This is a genomic window from Pseudarthrobacter chlorophenolicus A6 (assembly GCF_000022025.1).
Classification (GTDB): Bacteria; Actinomycetota; Actinomycetes; order Actinomycetales; family Micrococcaceae; genus Arthrobacter; species Arthrobacter chlorophenolicus.
Window position 1 is genome coordinate 1,470,906 of record NC_011886.1, and the last position, 21,496, is coordinate 1,492,401.

General features: G+C 66.4%; 9 protein-coding genes and 1 pseudogene. All 10 read left to right on the forward strand.

The window, feature by feature from the left end; genetic code table 11:
• Positions 1-2: 2 nt before the first annotated feature.
• On the forward strand, positions 3-890 hold the full coding sequence (locus ACHL_RS06670; protein WP_015936539.1) for an SDR family oxidoreductase: 888 nt from the start codon (positions 3-5) through the stop codon (positions 888-890).
• A 56-nt stretch (positions 891-946) separates the two neighbouring features.
• On the forward strand, positions 947-1,855 hold the full coding sequence (locus ACHL_RS06675; protein ID WP_015936540.1) for a biotin--[acetyl-CoA-carboxylase] ligase: 909 nt from the start codon (positions 947-949) through the stop codon (positions 1,853-1,855).
• Complete coding sequence (locus tag ACHL_RS06680) at positions 1,848-2,444, forward strand: PH domain-containing protein (protein ID WP_015936541.1); 597 nt, start codon at positions 1,848-1,850, stop codon at positions 2,442-2,444. The genes ACHL_RS06675 and ACHL_RS06680 overlap by 8 nt, the downstream gene beginning before the upstream one ends.
• Positions 2,434-3,558: an adenylate/guanylate cyclase domain-containing protein gene (locus tag ACHL_RS06685; protein ID WP_015936542.1), complete on the forward strand. Its 1,125-nt coding sequence runs from the start codon at positions 2,434-2,436 to the stop codon at positions 3,556-3,558. Before ACHL_RS06680 ends, ACHL_RS06685 begins: the two co-directional genes overlap by 11 nt.
• A gap of 130 nt (positions 3,559-3,688) precedes the next feature.
• Positions 3,689-9,859: an Ig-like domain-containing protein gene (locus ACHL_RS06690; protein WP_015936543.1), complete on the forward strand. Its 6,171-nt coding sequence runs from the start codon at positions 3,689-3,691 to the stop codon at positions 9,857-9,859.
• A gap of 163 nt (positions 9,860-10,022) precedes the next feature.
• On the forward strand, positions 10,023-16,145 hold the full coding sequence (locus ACHL_RS06695) for an Ig-like domain-containing protein (RefSeq protein ID WP_015936544.1): 6,123 nt from the start codon (positions 10,023-10,025) through the stop codon (positions 16,143-16,145).
• 97 nt (positions 16,146-16,242) lie between these two features.
• Positions 16,243-17,214, forward strand: coding sequence for an AAA family ATPase (locus ACHL_RS06700; RefSeq protein ID WP_015936545.1), 972 nt, complete (start codon positions 16,243-16,245; stop codon positions 17,212-17,214).
• Positions 17,215-17,264: 50 nt separating this feature from the next.
• Positions 17,265-18,596, forward strand: a complete 1,332-nt coding sequence (locus ACHL_RS06705) for a DUF58 domain-containing protein (RefSeq protein ID WP_015936546.1) — start codon at positions 17,265-17,267, stop codon at positions 18,594-18,596.
• On the forward strand, positions 18,593-21,172 hold the full coding sequence (locus ACHL_RS06710; RefSeq protein ID WP_015936547.1) for a transglutaminase-like domain-containing protein: 2,580 nt from the start codon (positions 18,593-18,595) through the stop codon (positions 21,170-21,172). The genes ACHL_RS06705 and ACHL_RS06710 overlap by 4 nt, the downstream gene beginning before the upstream one ends.
• A pseudogene (locus tag ACHL_RS24910) lies at positions 21,169-21,249 on the forward strand (zinc-ribbon domain-containing protein); the annotation flags it as partial. The gene ACHL_RS06710 and the pseudogene ACHL_RS24910, both read left to right, overlap by 4 nt.
• Between the last annotated feature and the right edge of the window lie 247 nt (positions 21,250-21,496).

The following is a 21,496-nucleotide window of genomic DNA, read 5'->3' on the forward strand; positions in this document are numbered from 1 at the left end:
CCATGACTTCGAGCAACGACGCTTTGACCGCTGCCGCCAGCCCCTACCGGGCGTCCGGTTCGCTTCGCGGGCGGACCATCCTGATGTCCGGGGGCAGCCGCGGCATCGGCCTTGCCATCGCGCGGCGGGCGGCGGCGGACGGCGCCAACATCGTCCTGATGGCCAAGACGGGCGAGCCCCACCCCAAACTCGCCGGCACGGTGTTCACCGCCGCGCAGGAGCTGACTGAGGCCGGCGGCGGTGCGCTGCCGCTGGTGGGCGACGTCCGCAATGACCAGGACGTGGCGCGCGCCGTGGCCGAAGCTGTGGACCGCTTCGGCGGCATCGACGTCGTGGTGAACAATGCCTCCGCCATCGACCTGTCCACTACCGATGCCGTGGACATGAAAAAGTACGACCTCATGCAGGACATCAATGTCCGCGGGACTTTCCTGCTCTCCAAGCTCGCGCTGCCGGCGCTGCGCGCGTCCGGCAATGCGCACATCCTCACGCTGTCGCCGCCCCTGAACCTGGATCCACACTGGGCCGGCCGGCACCTGGCCTACACCATGGCCAAATACGGGATGAGCCTGACTACACTTGGCCTGGCCGAGGAACTGAAGGACGACCGGATCAGCGTCAACTCGCTGTGGCCCTGCACGCTGATCGACACCGCGGCGATCAGGAACATGCCGCAGGGTGAGGCCATCGTCCAGGCCGCACGCGGACCACAGATCATGGCCGACGCCGCCCATGCCGTCCTGACCGGCAGCAACCTGCCCGCAGGAGGGCAGGCAACCGGCAATTTCTACACTGACGAGCAGGTGCTGGCGGCAGCAGGGGTCTCCGATTTCCGCCCCTACAGCCTGGGAGCCCCGGAGGACCGGCTGGTTCCGGACATCTTCCTGTAGCCGCAAGGGGCTGACTGCCGGTGCGGCCACATTCCCCGGCTCGGTAGGATTTAGCTATGGCTGAAGCGCATAACCCCGGTATCCCGTTGGACAGGTCGGAGCTGGGCGATCAGCGCTTCCTGTCCGCCGCTGGCATTTCCCGGCTCGACGTGGTGGACTCCACCGGCTCCACCAACGCCGACCTGCTCCGTGCAGTGACCGTGGAGCCCGCGTCCTGGCCGGATCTTTCCGTGCTGACGGCCGAATACCAGACCGCAGCCCGGGGGCGCCTGGAAAGGCACTGGGAAGCGCCGCCGCTGAGTTCGGTCTCCGTTTCCATCGTGCTGCGGCCCGTGAACGCCGAGGGCCGGCCGCTGCCCACGCAGAGCTACTCGTGGCTCTCGCTCATCGCTGCCCTGGCGCTCCGCGAAACCCTGCTGGAAACGGCAGGCATCCCGGCCGAACTCAAATGGCCCAACGACGTCCTGGTCCGCGGCCGGAAGATTGCCGGCATCCTGGCCCAGATGGGTCCCATGGCGGACGGCACCGTCCCGCCGGTGGTGCTGGGCACCGGCCTGAACGTCACGCTCCACGAGGACGAACTGCCGGTCCCCACGGCCACCTCGGTGTTCCTCGAAGGGGCGCAGACCACCGACCGGACCCAGCTGCTGAAGAGCTATTTGTCCCACTTTGCTGTGCTCTACCGGAGTTTCTGCAACGCCGACGGCGACCCCACGGCAGGCATGGCGGGCGGCCCGTCCCTGCATAAGCGCGTCGAGGCCGTCATGGTGACGCTGGGCCGGCAGGTACGGGCACAACTGCCGGGAGACCACGAGATTATTGGCCATGCCTCCCGCCTGGACGAATATGGCTCACTGCTGGTGGTGGACAAGGATTCACGCGAGCATGTGGTCACCGCAGGGGACGTAGTGCACCTGCGGCCCTGGACCGCACCGGAAGACGCCGGCCAAGGCGGTTATGCGTAAGGACCTCGTTCCCGGCGAACAGGTCATCGTCACCACCCGCCCGCAACCCAGGAAATTGGCCGGCCCCGCCGCTGCTTTCATCATCGCCCCGGCGGTGGCGGCCTTCGCGTCCGCCTGGATCGTGCGCGGGGAAGCCCGGCGCCTGGTTCCCGCTCTGGAGGCCCGCTGGACCCCCTGGCTGGTCACGGCCTGCGTGCTGGCTGCGGCGTGGGTGTGGCTGGGCTACTGCCTTCCGCGGCTGATGCGCTGGCACGCGACACGCTATACCCTCACGAGCCGGCGGATGGTGGCCAGGTCCGGCATCGTCAGGCGGCGCGAAGAGCAGGTCAACCTTCTCTCCGTCCGCAACCTCACAGTCCACGAGGGCGTGCTTCAACGCCTCCTGCGCTCCGGGAATATATCCTTGGAAACCGGGTATGACGGCGTGACGACATTCCGGGACGTGCCGGAGGCCGCCAGGTTCCGGGATTTCATCCTTGACGCAATCGGGGAACTGCCCGATGAGCGCCTCCCGCCCGGAGTTGCAGGGGATTACCCTTCCGGGGCAGTGCCGACGGAAATGAGAGAAGGTGGACGGAATGAACGATGAGGACCAGCAGGAGCTCGTGGATCCCGTCACGCCGTCCCCTGCCACTGACCCGCACCCTCCCACCGGAGCGATGTCCGCTGAGCGACTGGCCATGAAAGCCCTTGAAGCGCGGCTGCTCGGCGGCGAACGCAAGCTCCGCCGCCGCGAGGTGGCGGCGGGCGCAGGCCTGTCCCTGCTGTCCGCGCGCAAACTTTGGCGCGCGCTCGGGTTCCCGAACTTTGGTGACGAAGACGTTGCCTTCACCGAACGCGACCAGGCGGCACTGTCAACCGTGGTGGACCTCGTCCGCGGCGGAAAGCTGACCGAGGAAGCGGCCATTTCCGTCACCCGCGCCATCGGCCAGATGACGGACCGCATGGTGGTGTGGCAGATCGAAGCCCTGGTGGAGGACCTCGTCCACGAACAGGGGGTCACCGATGCGGTGGCCCGCAAGCGGCTGGTCAACGAACTCCCGGCCCTGGTGGATGCCCTCGAGGAAGTACTGGTCTATTCGTGGCGGCGCCAGCTCAATGCCGGCATCCAGCGGCTGGCCGTCCGGGCCGAAGCCGGACTCCAGGCCAGCGAAGAAGGCCGCGAAGGCGACGAAGACGATGCACCGTTGCCCCTGGCACGGGCTGTGGGCTTCGCCGACCTGGTGTCCTACACCAGCCTTTCGCGCCGGATGAACGAGAAGACGCTGGCCCGCCTGGTGCAGCGGTTCGAGAACAAATGCGCCGAGATTATTTCCGTTGGCGGCGGCCGCCTGGTCAAGACCGTGGGCGACGAAGTCCTCTACATTGCCGAGACCCCGGCGGCCGGCGCCGAGATCTCGCTGGCCTTGGCACAGGCCTTCACGGAAGACGAGATCCTGCCGGAAGCCCGGGTGGCCATGGTCTGGGGCAGAATCCTGTCCCGGCTTGGCGATATCTACGGCCCCACCGTCAACCTCGCCGCGCGGCTCACCACCCTGGCCGACCCAGGAACGGTGCTGGTGGACTCCATGACCGCGTCAGCACTCGAACATGACGAACGGTTCGTCATGGTTCCCCAACCGCCGGAAAACGTCCGCGGTTTTGGCGAAATCAGGCCGGTCCGCCTGACGCGGGGCCTGGGCAAGGGCCTGATCGTCGACTGATCCATTTTCACCTGCCCCCGTCGGCAGGAAAGGGTTTGTCCATTTGATAGCTAGACGGGCTATATTTGTTGTGCCCGGCTGCTGGAGGCCGGACTCCGGCCATCGCCGACTTAGCGGGGGGAACCGTTCCATGAAGTTTCGCGGACGAGCGCGCGCAAAAGCTGCTGCTGCGCCCCGGCGCCGGCCCTTTTTCCAGTCCCCCCTTTTCAGCACCTCCGCCATGGGTCTTGCCCTCGCCGCCCTCGTTGTTGGCGCCGTCGTCTATCCGGGGTTTAAGACCACTGAGGTGGAGTTGAATGACGGTGGTGTGTGGGTGGTGTCGAAGTCCAAGAATGCGGTGGGGCGGTTGAATTATCCGTCGCGTGTGTTGGATGGGGCGGTGACTCCGGCGTCGTCGACGTTTGATATTTTGCAGGATGCCGGTGAGGTGTTTGTTGATGATGAGTCTGGTTCGACGTTGAATCAGGTGTCGCCGGCGAATATGCGTTTGGGTGGGGATAAGCAGTTGCCGGGGGCTGCGGATGTGAGTTTTGGGTCGTCGGTGTTGTCGGTGACGGATGCGGCGTCGGGCAAGGTGTGGGCGGTGTCGCCGTCGACGGTGAATGGTTTTGATGAGGAAGCGTCGGAGCCGGTGTTGGTGGGGTCTGAGGGTACGGTGTCGGCGGTGGGTGCTGATGATCGTATTTATTCGGCGGATCCGAAGGCCGGGACGGTGACGGTGACCGGTGTTGATGCCAATGGTGTGGTGGTGTCTTCGGATGCTGAGTCGTGGTCTGAGTTGAAGGGTGCGGGGGACCTGCAGATTACGGTGGTGGGGGACCGGCCGGTGGTGTTGGATGCTGCGGCGGGGAGTTTGTTTTTGCCTGGTGGTAAGCGGTTGCAGTTGGCTGATGCGCGGGATGCGAAGTTGCAGCAGGGTGGTCCGGGCAGTGATTTTGTGGCGATTGCGACGCAGAAGGCGTTGTTGAAGCAGCCGTTGGATGGTGGGACGGCGAAGACGGTGTCGTTTGGTGGTGAGGGTGTTCCTGCGGCTCCGGTGCAGTTGGGTGGGTGTGTGCATGCTGCGTGGTCGGGGGCGAATAAGTATGTCCGTGATTGTGTGAATGATGCTGATGATAAGAACGTGGATGTGCCCAAGGCGAGTGCGTCGCCGTCGTATGTCTTTCGGGTGAACCGGGACCTGGTGGTCCTCAATGATGTGAATTCCGGGAATGTGTGGCTGGTGAACCAGAACATGCAGCTGGTCAACAACTGGGACGACGTCATCCCGCCCAAGGAAACCTCGGACGACGCCGATAAGGACTCCGCCGACGAAGTCCAGCAGACAGTCCTCCCGGACCGCACCAAACCCAACAGCCCGCCCGTCGCCCAGCCGGACAGCTACGGCGTCCGCGCCGGCAAGACCACCATCCTCCCGGTCCTGGACAATGACACGGACCCCGACGGTGACATCCTGACAGTGCGCCAGCCCGACAACATCCGCCTCGGCACGTTATCGACGATCTACGGCAGCACGGGCTTCCAGGTGGCTGTTCCCGCCGACAAGACCGGCACGGAAACCTTCAAATACACGGTGGACGACGGCCGTGGGCTCTCCGCCACCGCCGAAGTCTCGCTGCGCGTTGTCCCGCTGACGGAAAACACGGCACCGGCGCAAAAGCCGAACCGTGACACCACCATGGTGGTCCAGCAGGGCAAATCAGTCACCCGGAACATCCTTACGGACTGGATCGACCCCGACGGCGACGACCTCTACGCCACCTCGGTCTCCAGTCCCGACCCCCTTGACCAGGTCCGCATCCGCCCCGACGGGCAGCTCTCCTTCCAGGACAGCGGCACCTCGCCGGGCCGCAAGGTCCTCACCGTGGGCATCTCCGATGGCCAGGCCACCACCGAAGGCCGGATCACTGTCGACGTCCGCCCCGCAGGAGCCCTCCCGCCCATCGCCAACGCAGACCATGTGGTGGCAGTGGCCGGTGCTCCGACGGTGATCGCACCACTGAAGAACGACATCGACCCCCAGGGCGGCGCGCTCCGCCTCGCCCAGGTGACCGCTGACGAGCAGTCCAGGGCGGTCATCGGCGCCGACCAGCAGACCTTCAGCTTCACGTCCGACGTGCCTGGACCGCACTACGTGGAGTACCTGGTGACCAACGGGCCCGCCAGTGCAGTTCAACTGGTCCGCGTCGACGTGGTGGCCGGCAACGACGCCGGAGCCCCCGTCGCTGTCCGCGACATTGCTTTGCTGCCCACGGGCGGCAGCGTCCTTGTCGATGTGCTCGGCAACGACTCCGACCCCTCCGGCGGTGTCCTGGTGGTCCAGTCGGTAACCGCCGACGGCTCCCTTCCGGTCAGCGTGTCCGTCCTGGACCACTCGGTGGTCCGGATCACCGACCTCCGTGCCGAAGGCCAGCTGACGCTGAAGTACACCATCTCCAACGGCCGGTCTTCAGCGACAGGCGAGATCGCCGTCGTGGTGGTCCCGGCGCCGACAAAACTGCAGGCACCCCAGGCCAAGCCCGACGAAGCAACCGTCCGGGCCGGTGACGTGGTCTCCATCCCAGTGCTCGATAACGACACCGATCCCAACGGCGGCAAGCTGACCCTGGTGCCCGAGCTGGCCCAGGTCCCGGACGAAGCCGACGGACGGACCTTCGTGGCCGGGGACCAGCTGCGGTTCATCGCCGGCTCCGAGGCCAAAACCGTCTACGCAATCTACAAAGTCCGCAACGAGTCCGGCCAGGTGGACTCCCAACAGGTGACCATCCGCATCCTGGCGCGCGACGACGAGCGGAACAGCCGCCCCGAACCGCGCAACCTCACCGGGCGCGTGGTCGCGGGCATGACCGTCAAGATCCCCGTCCCCTTGGACGGCATCGACGCCGACGGCGACTCGGTGCAGCTGATGGGAATCGACAAGGCGGCGGGCATGGGCACGGCAACCGTCCGCGACGGTTACCTCGAGTACACCGCCGCGGGCGACGCCGCCGGGACCGACACCTTTTCGTATCGCGTCCGCGACCGGATTGGCGCCGAAAACACCGGCACCGTGATTGTGGGCGTTGCACCGCCGGAAGCCATCAACCAGAACCCGATTGCCGTGGACGACGCCGTGGACGTCAGGCCGGGCAGGAACGTCGCCGTTGATGCCCTGGCCAATGATTCGGACCCCGACGGCGATCCCGTCTCCCTGCTGACCGACGGTTTCGAAGTCCGGCCCGAGCTGAACGTCGAAGTGGCTGACGGCGCCAAAGTACTCTTCACCGCGCCCTCGGTGGAAGGCAACGAGAGCATCCGGTACCGCATCCAGGACGACAAGAAGGCGCAGGCCAGCGCCGTCATCCGGGTCCGGGTCAGCGCGGACGCGGAACTGAAGCGTCCCATTGCCAAGGACGACAGGGTCACCCTGGCCGAAACCCTGGGTAAGACGGCCATCGACGTACCGGTCCTGAAGAACGACTCCGACCCCGACGGGGTGGCCTCCGAGCTGCAGATCAGCCTTCCGGACGGCAACCCCAATGCCCGCGTGGGCGGCTCAGGGAACGTGGTAGTCAACCTCACGCCCGAAGACCAGCTCATCCCGTATACGGTGACCGACACCGATGGCCTCACCGCAACGGCCGTGATCTGGGTACCGGGCCAGGGAGCGCAGTACCCCACGCTGTCCATTACCGAAACGGTGGAGGTCATGGCCGGCAAGGAAATCACCCTGGACCTTGACGACTACGTCAGGGTGCGGGACGGCCGCCGGCCCAAGATCAGCGTTGCCGACTCCGTCAAGGTCCTGGGCGCCGCCCCGGACAACGTGATCGTCGGAGAGGGCGAAGGCCTCCGCTACGCGGCGCGGCCCGGCTACGCGGGGCCGGGCTCCATCACCTTCGAAGTCACCGACGGCTCGGGGCCCGACGATCCCGACGGGCTGAAATCGACCCTGGTCATCATGACCAACGTGATCCCGGACCCTGACGAGGCCAACACTCCGCCCACGTTCCGCGGCGCATCCCTTGACATTCCCAAGACGGAAACTGCAACCCTGGACCTTGGTCCCCTCGCGGCCGACGTGGACGAGCGGGACCAAGGTAACCTCACGTTCGCCCTCGAGGGCCCGCCGCCCCCGGGCTTCAGCGCGAAGCTCGACGGCACGGTACTCAGCGTCAGCGCGGAAAACTCCGTGGGAGTCGGCGTGACGGGCAATATCCAGGCCACCGTGACCGACGGACGCTCGCCCGCGGTGACGGCCACCATCCAGGTGCGGCATGTGGCCTCCAACCGGCCCATGCCGGTCGCCAATGACGACGTGGTGGAGAAAGCCAACGCTGGCCGTGCCGAGACGGTCAACGTCCTGGCCAACGACGTCAACCCCTTCAGCGATACCCCGCTGAAGATCGTGGGCACCAGCGTCGAAACAGGTTCGGCCCAGGGCCAGCCCACTATTGACGGCGACTCGATCACCATCACCCCTGCAGACGGATTCAAGGGTGTCATGGTGGTCCGCTACACCATCGCCGACAAGACCGGTGACCTTTCCCGCCAGGTGGACGGCCGGGTCCGCCTCACGGTGCGCAGTGAACCCGATGCGCCGTCCGCCCCCTCGGCGACCGACGTCCGCAGCCGCACGGCCGTGCTCAAGTGGGCGCCGCCGTCGGATAATGGAGCACCCATCACCGAATACACGGTGGAATCCAACAATGGATTCCAGCAGAAGTGCCCCACCACCACCTGCACCCTCTCCGGCCTGACCAACAACGTGAAGTACGTCTTCACCGTCAAGGCAACCAACGAGGTGGGGGAGTCGCAGCCGTCACCGCAGTCGAACGAAATCCGGCCCGATGAGAAGCCCTCGCCACCGGAAGCACCCAGTGTCAAAGCCGGCGACAAGAACATGGTCATCAACTGGCCCGCTGCGCGGACGGAAGGCTCCCCGGTCAAGCACTACAACCTGGAGATCTCGCCTCCGCCCGCCAACGGTGTTGCCGTCAAGAACGAGGTGGCAGGCCTCAACTACACGTGGACCGGGCTGACCAACGGCGTGAAGTACAAGGTGCGCGCGCAGGCCGTCAACGAACTCGGCCCCTCCGACTGGGGTACATATTCCGCCGAAGACAACCCGGCCGGCGTACCGGCGGCCCCCGCCGCACCCACCTCCTCCGTGGCATCGTCAGTGGGAACCCAGAACCAGCTGCGGGTGAACTGGGCTGAACCCAACACCAACGGTGACGCCATCAGCGCCTACTACGTCACGATGTCCGGCGGCGGCAGGGCGGACCAGACACAGACCATCCCAGGAACGGTCCGCTCCGCAAACTTCACGGCGGACAACTCCGAAGCGGCCTACACTTTCACCGTGCAGGCCGAGAACAAAGCGGGCAAGGGCGCAGTCAGCCCGCCGTCAGCTCCCCGCCGTGCCACCGGAAAGCTTGGGCAGGTTTCCGGCGTCAACGCCACTCCGGCCAACACCGGCGGTGCCGGCCGGTCCGTCACGGTCGACTTCCGGCGGCTGACGGCGGCTGAACGGAACGGCTCTGCCGAGAACGAGGTCAGCTACAGTTACAACGCCAGCAATGGTTCCAGCGGCCCCATCAGCCCGGGCCAGACCATCGGCGGCTTCGCCAACGGCGCCCAGGTGAGCATCACTGTCATTGCCAATTCCTCTGTGGCCCCGAGCTCCAATGCCAGCGCCCCGGCGTCGGCAACGCCGTACGGGTCCCCGGGCACACCGTCCGCGTCAGGACAGGACGGCGGCGTCAACGACCAGTCCGTTACGCTTCGCTGGTCCTCGCCATCCACGGCAACAAACGACGTCGCGAGCACCAGGATCAGGATCAACGGCGGCGGCTGGGAGAACGTGGCCCCTTCAGGGAGCCGGACCATCAATACCGGTGGGTGGCAGCAGAGCCGCACCATCGAGGTCCAGACCCTGAACTCCGTAGGGACCGGAAGCGGTATCGCCTCAGCCAGGGCGACGTCCGGTAAGCAGGGATTGTGGGAGACCCGGATCAAGACTTCGGACCCCGACTTCGAGCGGACTTGCACCTACACCAGGGGCGGCTCGAATTACCGGCCCAATCCCTACTTCACCTGCGATGGGGTCAGCGGCAACAATCCGCCGTGGTTCTACAAGTCCAGCCAGGACCGCATCATGGTGGCCTGCTACATCGACCAGGACGACAATTGGTCCGGTAACGGCATCCTTCGCTGGTGGCGGGTTGAATCCGGTTCGGCACGCAACGTGGGCCGCTACGTCATCGCCGGACACACCACCCTTCCGGACCCCGCAGGGCTCGGAGCGCCCCCATGCTGACCCGCCAAAATCATGAAGCCGCAGGTCAGCGCCGGGGGCACCTCTACCCATCGCGGACCCTTGCACCGTTGGGTAGGCTAACGCGGGGAACAGAGAGCCCGGTACCGGGTTTTTGGGGATTTCGGCCGGGGGGCCGCCGCACAACTGAGGGAAACAAATCGCTGTGACAAGTCTGCTGGGGAAACTTGGGCTCAAACGGCGCCACAAGAAGATCGTCACCGGTACAGCCTTCGCCGCTGCCGTGGCCGTCGTGGCGACCGGCGCCGTGCTCTATCCGGGGTTTAAGACCACTGAGGTGGAGTTGAATGACGGTGGTGTGTGGGTGGTGTCGAAGTCCAAGAATGCGGTGGGGCGGTTGAATTATCCGTCGCGTGTGTTGGATGGGGCGGTGACTCCGGCGTCGTCGACGTTTGATATTTTGCAGGATGCCGGTGAGGTGTTTGTTGATGATGAGTCTGGTTCGACGTTGAATCAGGTGTCGCCGGCGAATATGCGTTTGGGTGGGGATAAGCAGTTGCCGGGGGCTGCGGATGTGAGTTTTGGGTCGTCGGTGTTGTCGGTGACGGATGCGGCGTCGGGCAAGGTGTGGGCGGTGTCGCCGTCGACGGTGAATGGTTTTGATGAGGAAGCGTCGGAGCCGGTGTTGGTGGGGTCTGAGGGTACGGTGTCGGCGGTGGGTGCTGATGATCGTATTTATTCGGCGGATCCGAAGGCCGGGACGGTGACGGTGACCGGTGTTGATGCCAATGGTGTGGTGGTGTCTTCGGATGCTGAGTCGTGGTCTGAGTTGAAGGGTGCGGGGGACCTGCAGATTACGGTGGTGGGGGACCGGCCGGTGGTGTTGGATGCTGCGGCGGGGAGTTTGTTTTTGCCTGGTGGTAAGCGGTTGCAGTTGGCTGATGCGCGGGATGCGAAGTTGCAGCAGGGTGGTCCGGGCAGTGATTTTGTGGCGATTGCGACGCAGAAGGCGTTGTTGAAGCAGCCGTTGGATGGTGGGACGGCGAAGACGGTGTCGTTTGGTGGTGAGGGTGTTCCTGCGGCTCCGGTGCAGTTGGGTGGGTGTGTGCATGCTGCGTGGTCGGGGGCGAATAAGTATGTCCGTGATTGTGTGAATGATGCTGATGATAAGAACGTGGATGTGCCCAAGGCGAGTGCGTCGCCGTCGTATGTGTTTCGGGTGAACCGGGACCTGGTGGTCCTCAATGATGTGAATTCCGGGAATGTGTGGCTGGTGAACCAGAACATGCAGCTGGTCAACAACTGGGACGACGTCGTCCCGCCGAAGAACGAATCCGACGAGCAGGACCAGGAGTCCGCGGATATCAACACCATCAACGTGTTGCCGGACCGCACCAAACCGAACCGTCCGCCGGAAACCAAGCCCGACGTCGTCGGCGTCCGTCCGGGCCGCACCACCATCCTGAGCGTCCTGGACAATGATTCCGATCCCGACGGCGACGTCCTCACCGCCGGGCTCCAGGGCAACCCGCCGAAGGCAGGGACGCTGGAGAACATCTACGGCGGCACCGCCTTCCAGATTTCCGTGCCGGCCGACGCCAGGCCCGGCACGGAGACCTTCAGCTACTCGGCGTCCGACGGCCGCGGCCTCTCCGCCACCGGACAGGTCACCCTCAACGTGGTGGGCCCGGACCAGAACAAGCCACCGCAGTTCAAACGCGGCGAGAACACCACCATGCTGGTGGAACAGGGCAAGACCGTGAGCCAGAACATTCTGACGGACTGGGTGGACCCCGACGGCGATGACCTGGTGCTCCTCGACGCCAAGGCCGACAACGAGCAGGACCAGGTGAAGGTCCGCCGTGACGGCCTGCTCACTTTCCAGGACTCCGGCGCCACCTCCGGCAAAAAGAACGTTGAGGTGACCATCTGGGATGGCCGCGACACCGTCACCGGAAAGGTGGTCATCAACGTGCAGCCGCCGGGTGCCCTCGCACCGGTAGTCAACGCTGACCATGTCACAGCCGTAGTGGGCCAGGACCTGGTGATCTCGCCGCTGAAGAATGACGTGGACCCCAACGGCGGCGCGCTCCGCCTCGCCCAGGTGGAAGCGAACGGGCCCGCCGATCTCGGCCCCGTGACCGACGGCGGAACCTTCACGTTCCGCAGCACCACCCCCGGCCCCGTCTACCTCACATACATCGCCAGCAATGGCCCGCAGAGCAGCCAGGGCCTGATCCGCGTGGACGTCGAATCCGGTGACGATCCCGGCGACCCCGTCGCTGTCCACGATGTCGCCCTGATGCCCACCGGCGGCAGCGTCCTGCTGGACCCGCTGGCAAACGACTCCGACCCCTCCGGCGGCGTCTTGGTGCTGCAATCCGTGAAGCTTCCGGAAAACGCCACCGTCTCAGTCAGCGTGATCAACCACAGCGTCCTGCGCATCACGGACATCCTCGGAACCAAGGACCCGATCCTCTTCGAATACACCATGTCCAACGGCAAGAAGTCGGCCACAGGTTCCGTCTCCGTGGTACCCGTCCCGGCACCGGCCGTGGTGGAAGCACCCCAGCCCAAGCCGGACGAGGTCAATGTCCGCGTCAACGACGTGGTCACCATTCCCGTCCTGGACAACGACACGCACCCGCAGGGCCAGGAGCTGACCGTCGATCCGGTGCTCCCGCAGGGTGTGGACCCGGTCGACGGCAAAAGCTTCGTCTCCGAAAACACCCTCCGGTTCATCGCCGGCAGCCAGCCCAAGACGGTCCGCGCCATCTACAATGCGGTGGACCCGCAGGGCCAAAAGAGCGCCGCCGCCGTCACCATCCACATCCTCCCGCTCGAAGGCGCGGAGAATTCCCGCCCGCAGCCGCGCAACCTCACGGCCCGCGTGGTGGCGGCCGGCACCGTCCGCATTCCGGTGCCGCTGGACGGCATCGATCCCGACGGCGACTCGGTCCAGCTGACCGGCATCGACAGCACGCCTGCCATGGGTACGGCCACCGTGGGCAGCAACTTCATCGACTTCACGGCTGCCGGAGACGGCGCCGGGACCGATACCTTCCGCTACAAGGTGGTGGACCGGCAGGGTGCCGTCAATACGGGCACCGTCACCGTGGGCATTGCACCGCGCGGCGAAATCAACCAGAAGCCCACTCCCGTGGACGACGAGGTGCGGGTCCGCCCCGGCCGCCAGATCGCCGTCGACGCCACCGGCAACGACACCGATCCCGACGGCGACCAGATCCGCATCCTCACCGACGGCATCGAGGCTGATCCTGCCCTCCAGGCCACCGTGAGCAAGACCAGCGGACGGGTCATCCTGACCGCCCCCAACGAGGCCGGGACCGTCAACGTCCGGTACACCGTGGCCGATGACCGGGACGCCCGGGCACAGGCCACCATCCGCGTGGTGGTGGACCCGGAGGTCCCGCTCAAGGCACCCATCGCCCGTGACGACCGTGTGACATCAGCCCAGACCATGGGCAAGACCGCCGTGGACGTTCCCGTCCTGAAGAACGATGAAGACCCCGACGGCGTGGGCGAAAACCTCAAGATCAGTACTGAGGCAACCACGGCCCGGCCCGGCGCTGAAGGCAACATGATCGTTGACCTCACCGAGCAGCCGCAGCTCATCCCGTACACCGTGGAGGACGTTGACGGCCAGAAGTCCACCGCCATCATCTGGGTGCCGGGCCTCGGCCAGCAGGTTCCCACTCTGGCAAAGGACGAGGTCCTGGAAGTGGTGGCGGGACAGACCGTCAATGTTGACCTGGACGAATGGGTCAAGGTCCGGGAAGGCCGCTCGCCGCGCCTGACGCAGGCGGACCGGATCAAGCTCATCGGAGCCGACGGCAGCGACCCCGTCACCGGTGACGGCACGGGACTGAAGTACACCGCAGGCACTGACTACGTGGGTCCGGGTTCACTGACCTTCGAAGTCACCGACGGCACCGGACCGGACGATCCCGCCGGCCTGAAGTCGACGCTCAGCATCCGCACCAAGGTCCTTCCGGACCCCAACAAGAACAACCCGCCTGAACTCCTGGGCGCGAACGTCGAGGTGCCCATGGGCGACTCGGCAAGCATCGACCTCGGGAGGCTGACCTCGGACCCCGACGGGGACGACGTGGACAACATGAAGTACGAGCTGGTGGGCGGTGGTGCCGCCGGCTTCAACGCGAGCGTGGACGGCAGGAACCTCAAAGTCTCCGCCGCGGACTCCAGCCGGGCCGGCACCGCCGGTGCCGTGCAGGTCAAGGCCAGGGACCCGCGCGGCCTGGAAGCCACGGCCACGTTCCAGCTGTCCGTGACGGCATCCAACCGGCCCAAACCGGTAGCTAACGACGACGTTGAACCTAACGCCGCCGCCGGCAAGCCCGTCACCATCAATGTCCTGGCCAACGACGCCAACCCGTTCCCCGAGACGGCGCTGAAGATCATTGCCGCGGCTACCGAGACCGGCAGCGGCAACGTTGAAGTGAACGGCGATTCGGTGACGGTCACACCCGCCCCCGGCTTCACCGGCACCATGGTGGTCACCTACACGGTGGAAGACAAGACCCAGGACGCATCGCGGCACGCCACGGCACGCGTCCGGCTTACGGTGAAGGACAAGCCGGCGGCCCCCACTACGCCGCAGGCGCAAAGCGTGGGGGACCAGACGGCGCTGCTGACCTGGGCCGCTCCCGCGGACCGCGGTTCACCCATCACCAAGTACACCGTGTACGGCGAGGGCGGATTCAAACAGGACTGCCCGGCCAATACCTGCACGCTGAACGGGCTGGTCAACAACACGAAGTACCACTTCCAGGTCACCGCCACCAACGAGTTCGGCGATTCGGACCGTTCGCCGGCTTCGGCCGAAGTACGGCCGGACGTCAAGCCCGACACCCCGCTGGCGCCGTCGCTGAAGTTTGGCGACAAGGAACTGTCCATCAACTGGACTGCTCCTGCCAGCAAGGGTTCGCCGGTAAAGTCCTACGACCTGGAGATCTCCCCGCCGCCCGCGGGGCAGAACGCCCAGATCCAGAACCTGACCGCAGTCAGCTATGTCTGGAAGGGCCTGCAGAACGGCGTGTCCTACAAGGTGCGGGTCCTGGCGCGGAACGACGCCAAGGAACCGTCCGAGTGGAGCCCGTACTCCGCGGCTGAAGTGCCGGCCGGTGTGCCGGCCACCCCGGCAGCACCCACGGCCGCCCAGGCGGCGTCCCTGGGGTCGCAGAGCCAGCTGAAGGTCAGCTGGGCCGCGCCGAACAACAACGGTGACGCCGTCTCTGCCTACACCCTCACCACCCTCCGGGGCGGTGCGGTGGTGGCCACCCAGCAGGTGGCCGGCACCTCGCAGAACGTGACAGTGGACAACTCCGAGGCCAACTACACCTTCACGGTCTCCGCCACCAACAAGGCGGGAACCAGCGCCACCAGCGGACAGTCGGCGGCCATCCGGGCGGTGGGCAAGCCCGGCATCGTTGGGACTCCGACGGCGACGCTGGTGGACACCGGTGGAAACGGCGGCAAGATCGACGTGAGGTTCCCGGTGCTGAGCGATGCCCAGCGCAACGGGTCCACCCCGCAGGAAATCACCTACAGGTACAGCCTGACCTCAGGCGGCGGCAGCGGCAGCATCGCTGCCGGCGGCGGGACGGTTGCCGCCGCCAATGGCACGCCTACCTCGGTGGTGGTCTGGGCGGTCTCGTCCCGCAGTTCCACCGCCGGTGACGCCAGCGCTCCGTCCAACCAGGTGAATCCGTACGGCCTGGCCTTTGCTCCTAACGTGAACGGCAGCAAGAGCAGCGGCGAGGGTGACAAGACAGTGTCCTGGACCTGGAACCAGCCGGACGGCAATGGCCGCGCCGTCACGGGATACCAGTACAGCCTGGACGGCGGGGGATGGCAGGACACCAACCAGCGCTCCTTCTCCAAGACGGTCGGCTTCAGCGAAACCCACACCCTTCGCGTTCGGGCCATCAGCGGCGGCCAGCCGGGCCGGATCGGCAGCGATACGTCCCGCAGCGGCGCCGAGCCGCCGCCCCCGGTGCCCACGTCGTGGAGCATCACTGCCACCCCGACCCGCAGCTGCACGGAGCCCCGCAAGGGTACGGACAGCTTTGTGGCCGGCAACCCGTCGCAGTGCAACGGGGCAGGCAAATGGCTGGACGCCGGCGCTCCGGCGGACACGGACAGGTACCAGGTTTGGTACAAGACGTCGAACAACCCCACCGGCATCTGGTACCACCTCACCAGCGGCATGGCCGCCGGAAACTGGATCCGCTGCGATACGTCCAGCCGCGGCTGCAACCCGCCCGCCGGGATGCCCAACCGCTAGCGCACCAGCTCAACGCAAAAGGCGGGACCCGGGCTAGCCGGGTCCCGCCACAGACTGAAACCCACCCTTGATACTGAGAAGAAGGAAGAACCACCCCATGACGATGACCAGCGAGCAGGCCGCGTGGTTTGCCGATACGTTCGAAAAGCTCGTTGCCAATGTGGGGCAGGCGGTGCTTGGTAAGGAACACGTCATCCGACTGACCTTCACCGCGATGCTGGCCGAGGGCCACGTCCTGTTCGAGGACGCCCCCGGAACGGGCAAGACCTCCCTGGCACGTGCGCTGGCCGCCACTGTTCAGGGCTCCAACAACCGCATCCAGTTCACCCCGGACCTCTTGCCCTCGGACGTCACCGGCGTGACCATCTACGACCAGAAGACGCAGAAGTTCGAGTTCCACAAGGGCCCGATCTTCAACAACATCGTCCTCGCCGACGAAATCAACCGTGCGTCGCCGAAGACCCAGTCCGCGCTTCTTGAGGTCATGGAAGAATCTAGGGTCACCGTGGACGGCGTCACCTACTCCGCAGGCCGCCCGTTCATGGTCATGGCCACCCAGAACCCGATCGAACAGGCCGGCACCTACCGGCTCCCGGAAGCCCAGCTTGACCGCTTCCTGATCAAGACGTCCATCGGCTACCCGGACCACGCCTCGACGGTCCGGCTGCTTGGCGGCTCCAACCTCAAGGACCGTTCCAAGGAACTCTCTGCGGTCATCACCACGCAGGCCGTGGCCGACATGGCCGACCTTGCCGCCACCGGACACGTGGACACCGCAGTCCTCGAGTACATCTCCCGGCTGTGCGAGGAAACCCGCAGCGCACCCGAAACGCGGCTGGGCGTCTCAGTCCGCGGCGCCCTCGCCATGGTCCGCGCCGCGAAGGTCTGGGCAGCCTCGCAGGGCCGCAACTTCGTCCTTCCGGACGACATCAAGGAACTCGCCCCGGTGGTGTGGACCCACCGCTTCGTCATGGACCCCGAAGCCGAGTTCTCCGGAGCGACGCCCGAGGCAGTGCTGGCGCGGATCCTCGCGGACGTGGCAGCCCCGCAGCAGCGCACCAACGCCTGACCCGCAGGCCCGGCACGTCCTCAACCTCCAGCAACAACGAAGGCACACATATGTCCACCGGCACCCCGCTGACCCGGCTCACGGAGCGTCTCAAGCAACCCTTCCACCGGGACGGCAGGCCCACCCGCCTGCACCCTTCGGCGGTCTGGGCTGAGGCAAGCTCCACTGCAGGCCTTGCCCTGGAACCGGCCTGGCGCACCGTCCGGAAGGCGTGGCTCACCTACGTCTGGCCGGTGCTCTCCGTGGTCAGCGTGCTGGGATGGTCCGTTCTTGCAGCCACCATCCTGCTCTGGTGGGCAGGATCGGCCTACGGCTGGCAGGAAGCGAAGGCCGCTGCCGTGGCGGCCTTCGTCATGTTCCTCATCGCGGTGTGCTTCATCCTGGGCCGCTCCACCTACGGGGTGGTCCTGGACCTGGCACGGACCCGCGTGGCGGTGGGGGACAGCGCAGTGGGAAGCATCGCCGTCACCAACACGTCCAGCCGCCCGCTGCTGCCGGCATCGGTCGAACTGCCCGTGGGTGGCGTCACGGCCGTCTTCCACCTGCCCCGCATGAAGCCCCAGCAGGTCCATGAAGACCTCTTCACCATTCCGACGGCACGCCGCGCCGTCATCGTGGTGGGTCCGGTCCGTTCCGTGCGGGCCGACCCCCTGCACCTGCTGCGCCGCCAGGTCCTGTGGACCGAGCCCGAGGACCTCTTCGTCCACCCGCGTACGGTGGCGCTGGCGGGCTCAGCCGCCGGGTTCATCCGCGACCTCGAAGGCATGCCCACCACGGAACTGTCCAGTGCCGATGTCTCCTTCCACGCCCTCCGTGATTACGTCCCGGGCGATGACAGGCGCCACATCCACTGGAAGACCACTGCACGGACCAACAAACTGATGGTGCGCCAGTTCGAGGAAACCCGCCGGGCACACCTCGCCATCGCACTGTCCATCAACACCGATGAATACGCCTCCGAGGAAGAGTTCGAGATGGCCATTTCGGCGGCCGCTTCGATCGGCCGCCAGGCCATCCGAGAGCAGCGTGAGCTGGATGTCCTGACGCAAAAGGGGCCGCTGCGCTGCGAAACGGGCCGCAACATGCTCGATGACATGACCCGGATCGTCGGCACCCCGATGCGCCGCACCGCCGTCGACCTCGCCCGTACTTTGGCGGACACCGTCCCCAACGCCTCCGTAGTGTTCTTCGTGGTGGGCAGCAACGTCACAGCCACCCAGCTGCGCTCCTCCGCGGCCTCCGTCCCGCCGGGCGTCCGCAGCCTCGCCGTCCGGATCGAGGCCGGGGCCGCGTCCAGCAGGGCCAACATCGCAGACCTCACCGTGCTGACCGTCGGCGACCTCGCCGATCTCGGCATCGTCCTCCGAAAGGCGGCAGCATGACCTCCGCACCTGGCCTCCGCCCCAGAAGCGGATCCGCCCGGAAACCCTTCAGCAGCCAAACCGGCCCGTTCAGCAACGGGCAGCCGGCCTGGCACTTCGCCCTCGACGCCGGTGCCCTCACCGTCCTCCTGGGCCTGGGACTGCTCGGTTTCGGGCTGAGCTTCGGCGGCGACCCCTACTACCTGCTGTCCGGCTTCGGCGGCATCATCCTTGGCCTGGGCATCGGCGTGCTCAACGCGCACCTGCGCCTGGGACTGCTCGTCACCACGGCCATCGCCCTGGGCGCCTACCTGGTGTTCGGCACCCTGCTGGCAGTGCCGGACGCAGCGATTGCCGGGTTTGTACCCACCCTGGACTCGCTCCGCACGCTCCTGCTGGGTGTGGTGTTCGCCTGGAAGGACATGCTCACCGTGGGCGTCCCCGTCGGTTCCGCCAACGGCGTGCTGATTGTCCCGTTCCTGAGCTCGATGATCATGGCCCTCGTTGCAGCCGTGCTGACCTGGCGGGTGCGCAGCCCCTACCTCCCTCTGATCCCGGTGCTGCTCCTCTTCGTCACGGGCATTGCGTTCAGCACCAACGCCGCCTTCCTCACTGTTGAACGCGGCATCGGACTGACGGTGCTGGGCATCGCCTGGGCCACTTTCCGCCGCGACGCCCTCCGCAGGTCCTCCACCCGGCGGGTCTCGGTCAACAATCCGCAGGCAGATACCGCCACGGTACGGAAAGCCTCGCTGCGCCGCCTGGGCATGGCCGCCGGCGTGATCGCTGTCAGCGTGGGCGTCACCGCCCTCTCCGCACCGCTGGTGACTGCCGGGAATGAACGCAAGGTCCTCCGCAACGTGGTGGTTCCGCCGTTCGACCCCAAGGACTACGTCACCCCGCTGGCCAGCTTCCGCACCTACGTCAAGGACAAGAAGGACGACACCCTGTTTGTCGTCAAGGGCCTTCCCCGCGACGGCAGGGTACGGCTGGGAGCCCTGGACGCCTTCAACGGGACCAACTACAACATGGACCCCAACGGCTCGGGCAACTTCAGCAAAGTGGGCGACGCCGAGTCCATCAATACGCTGGCGGACACCTCGAGCGTGGTCCCCACGAACGATTACTCCATCGACATCAGCATCGAGGACTACCAGGGGTACTTTGTCCCCGGCGGCCGCAAGACCACCGGCATCAGCTTCGACCAGGGCGGGTCCCAGGCGGCATCCGGCCTGTACTTCAACTCCGGCACGGACACCGCCGTCACCACCAACGGACTGAACCGGGGCGACTCCTACAGCGTGCAGGTGTCAGATCCCGTGAAGCTTGAGCACGGCCAGCTGACGCAGTACGACTTTGCCCAGCTCTCGCTTCCGGACCCGCTGGAAGTTCCGCCGGTGGTGGGTTCGCAGGCGAACGACCTGTCCGCGGACGCCCCGACGGCCATCGACCGGGTCCGCCAGATTGAGGCCCACTTCCAGAAGACCGGCGCGTTCAGCAACGGCCTGGTCAGCGAAGGGCAGCTCCCCAGCGTCTCCGGCCACGGCTCGGCACGCATCCGCAACCTGCTGACAGCCAAGCAGATGCTCGGCGACGACGAACAGTACGCCGTGGCCATGTCCCTGATGCTGCGCCATCTAGGCATCCCGTCCAGGGTGGTCATGGGCTTCTATCCAGACCCCACGAGCCCCGAGAACGGTGCCGGCGAGGTCAGGATCACCGGCAAGAACGTCCACGCCTGGGTGGAGGTCGCGTTCGAACGCGTTGGCTGGGTCAGCTTCGATCCCACCCCGCCCAAGGACAACGTTCCCATCCCGCCCGACCCGGAGAACAAGTCCAAGCCCAAGCCCCAGGTGCTGCAGCCACCGCCCCCGCCGCAGGAACCTGCTGACCTTCCGCCGGACTCCTCGCCGGATGCGCTGGACGCGGACCAGAAGAAGGACAACCCGTGGCTGTTCTGGGGTGCCCTGCTCAGTGCCCTGGGCGTGGCGCTGATCCCGCTGGCCATCCTCGCGTTGCCGCTGCTGCTGGTGGCGTTGTTGAAATCACGACGCCGGAAGTCGCGTTTCAGCGCGGGCGACCCTGCCCAGCGTGTTGGCGGGGGATGGAGTGAAGTGGTCAGCCTGGCCACCGACATGGGTGCCGCCGTGGACACGCGGGCCACGCGCCGGGAAAGCGCCGCGGTCCTGGCCGAGGCGTTCCCGGGCAGCCAGTCCGCCACCACCACTTTGGCGCGGCGCGCCGACGCCTCGATCTTCGGCGCCGGGCAGCCCAGCGAGGACGAGGTGCGTGAGTACTGGACCATCGTGGACGGGTCGCTGAAGGAAATGACCGCCACGGTCGGCTTCTGGCGCCGCCAACAGGCCCGGTTCTCACCGCGGTCGCTCCTTTCCGACGCGCGCAACGCCCTGAACACGAAGGACAATGCCGGCGGCGGCGGAAGGCGGTTCAAGCTTCCGGCTCTGCCGTTCGGGAAAGCCGCGGGCCGCCGTCGGACGCCTGCCGGGCCGCCCGCGGCCGGACCCGGCACGCCACCGGCCGGTGCCGGCACACCTTCCCCTGAAGAACCTCCAACGCAAGGACCCAAACCGCAGTGACCCCCAATGCCGAGCGATGCCCGCGCTGCCAGCAGAACATCCGCACGGGCGCCGCTTTCTGCACCTCCTGCGGGGCACCGCTGCCCAACCGGTCGGCACGGAGCCTACGTAACCAGGAGCGGGCTCCCGAAACCGGAGCCGGCCCTTACCCCGGACTCCAGACCGTCGCCGGCTCCGCGCCCTACCCGGGGGCGGACGTCCGGGCAGTCCCGGTTGCCGCGCACCGGCCGCCGATTCCCGGTACTATCCCGGTAGTACAAATGCCCCAGGCAACTTCTGCCGCGGGCATCGCGAACGCGGCAGCGGGGCAGGGGAGCGCCGCGG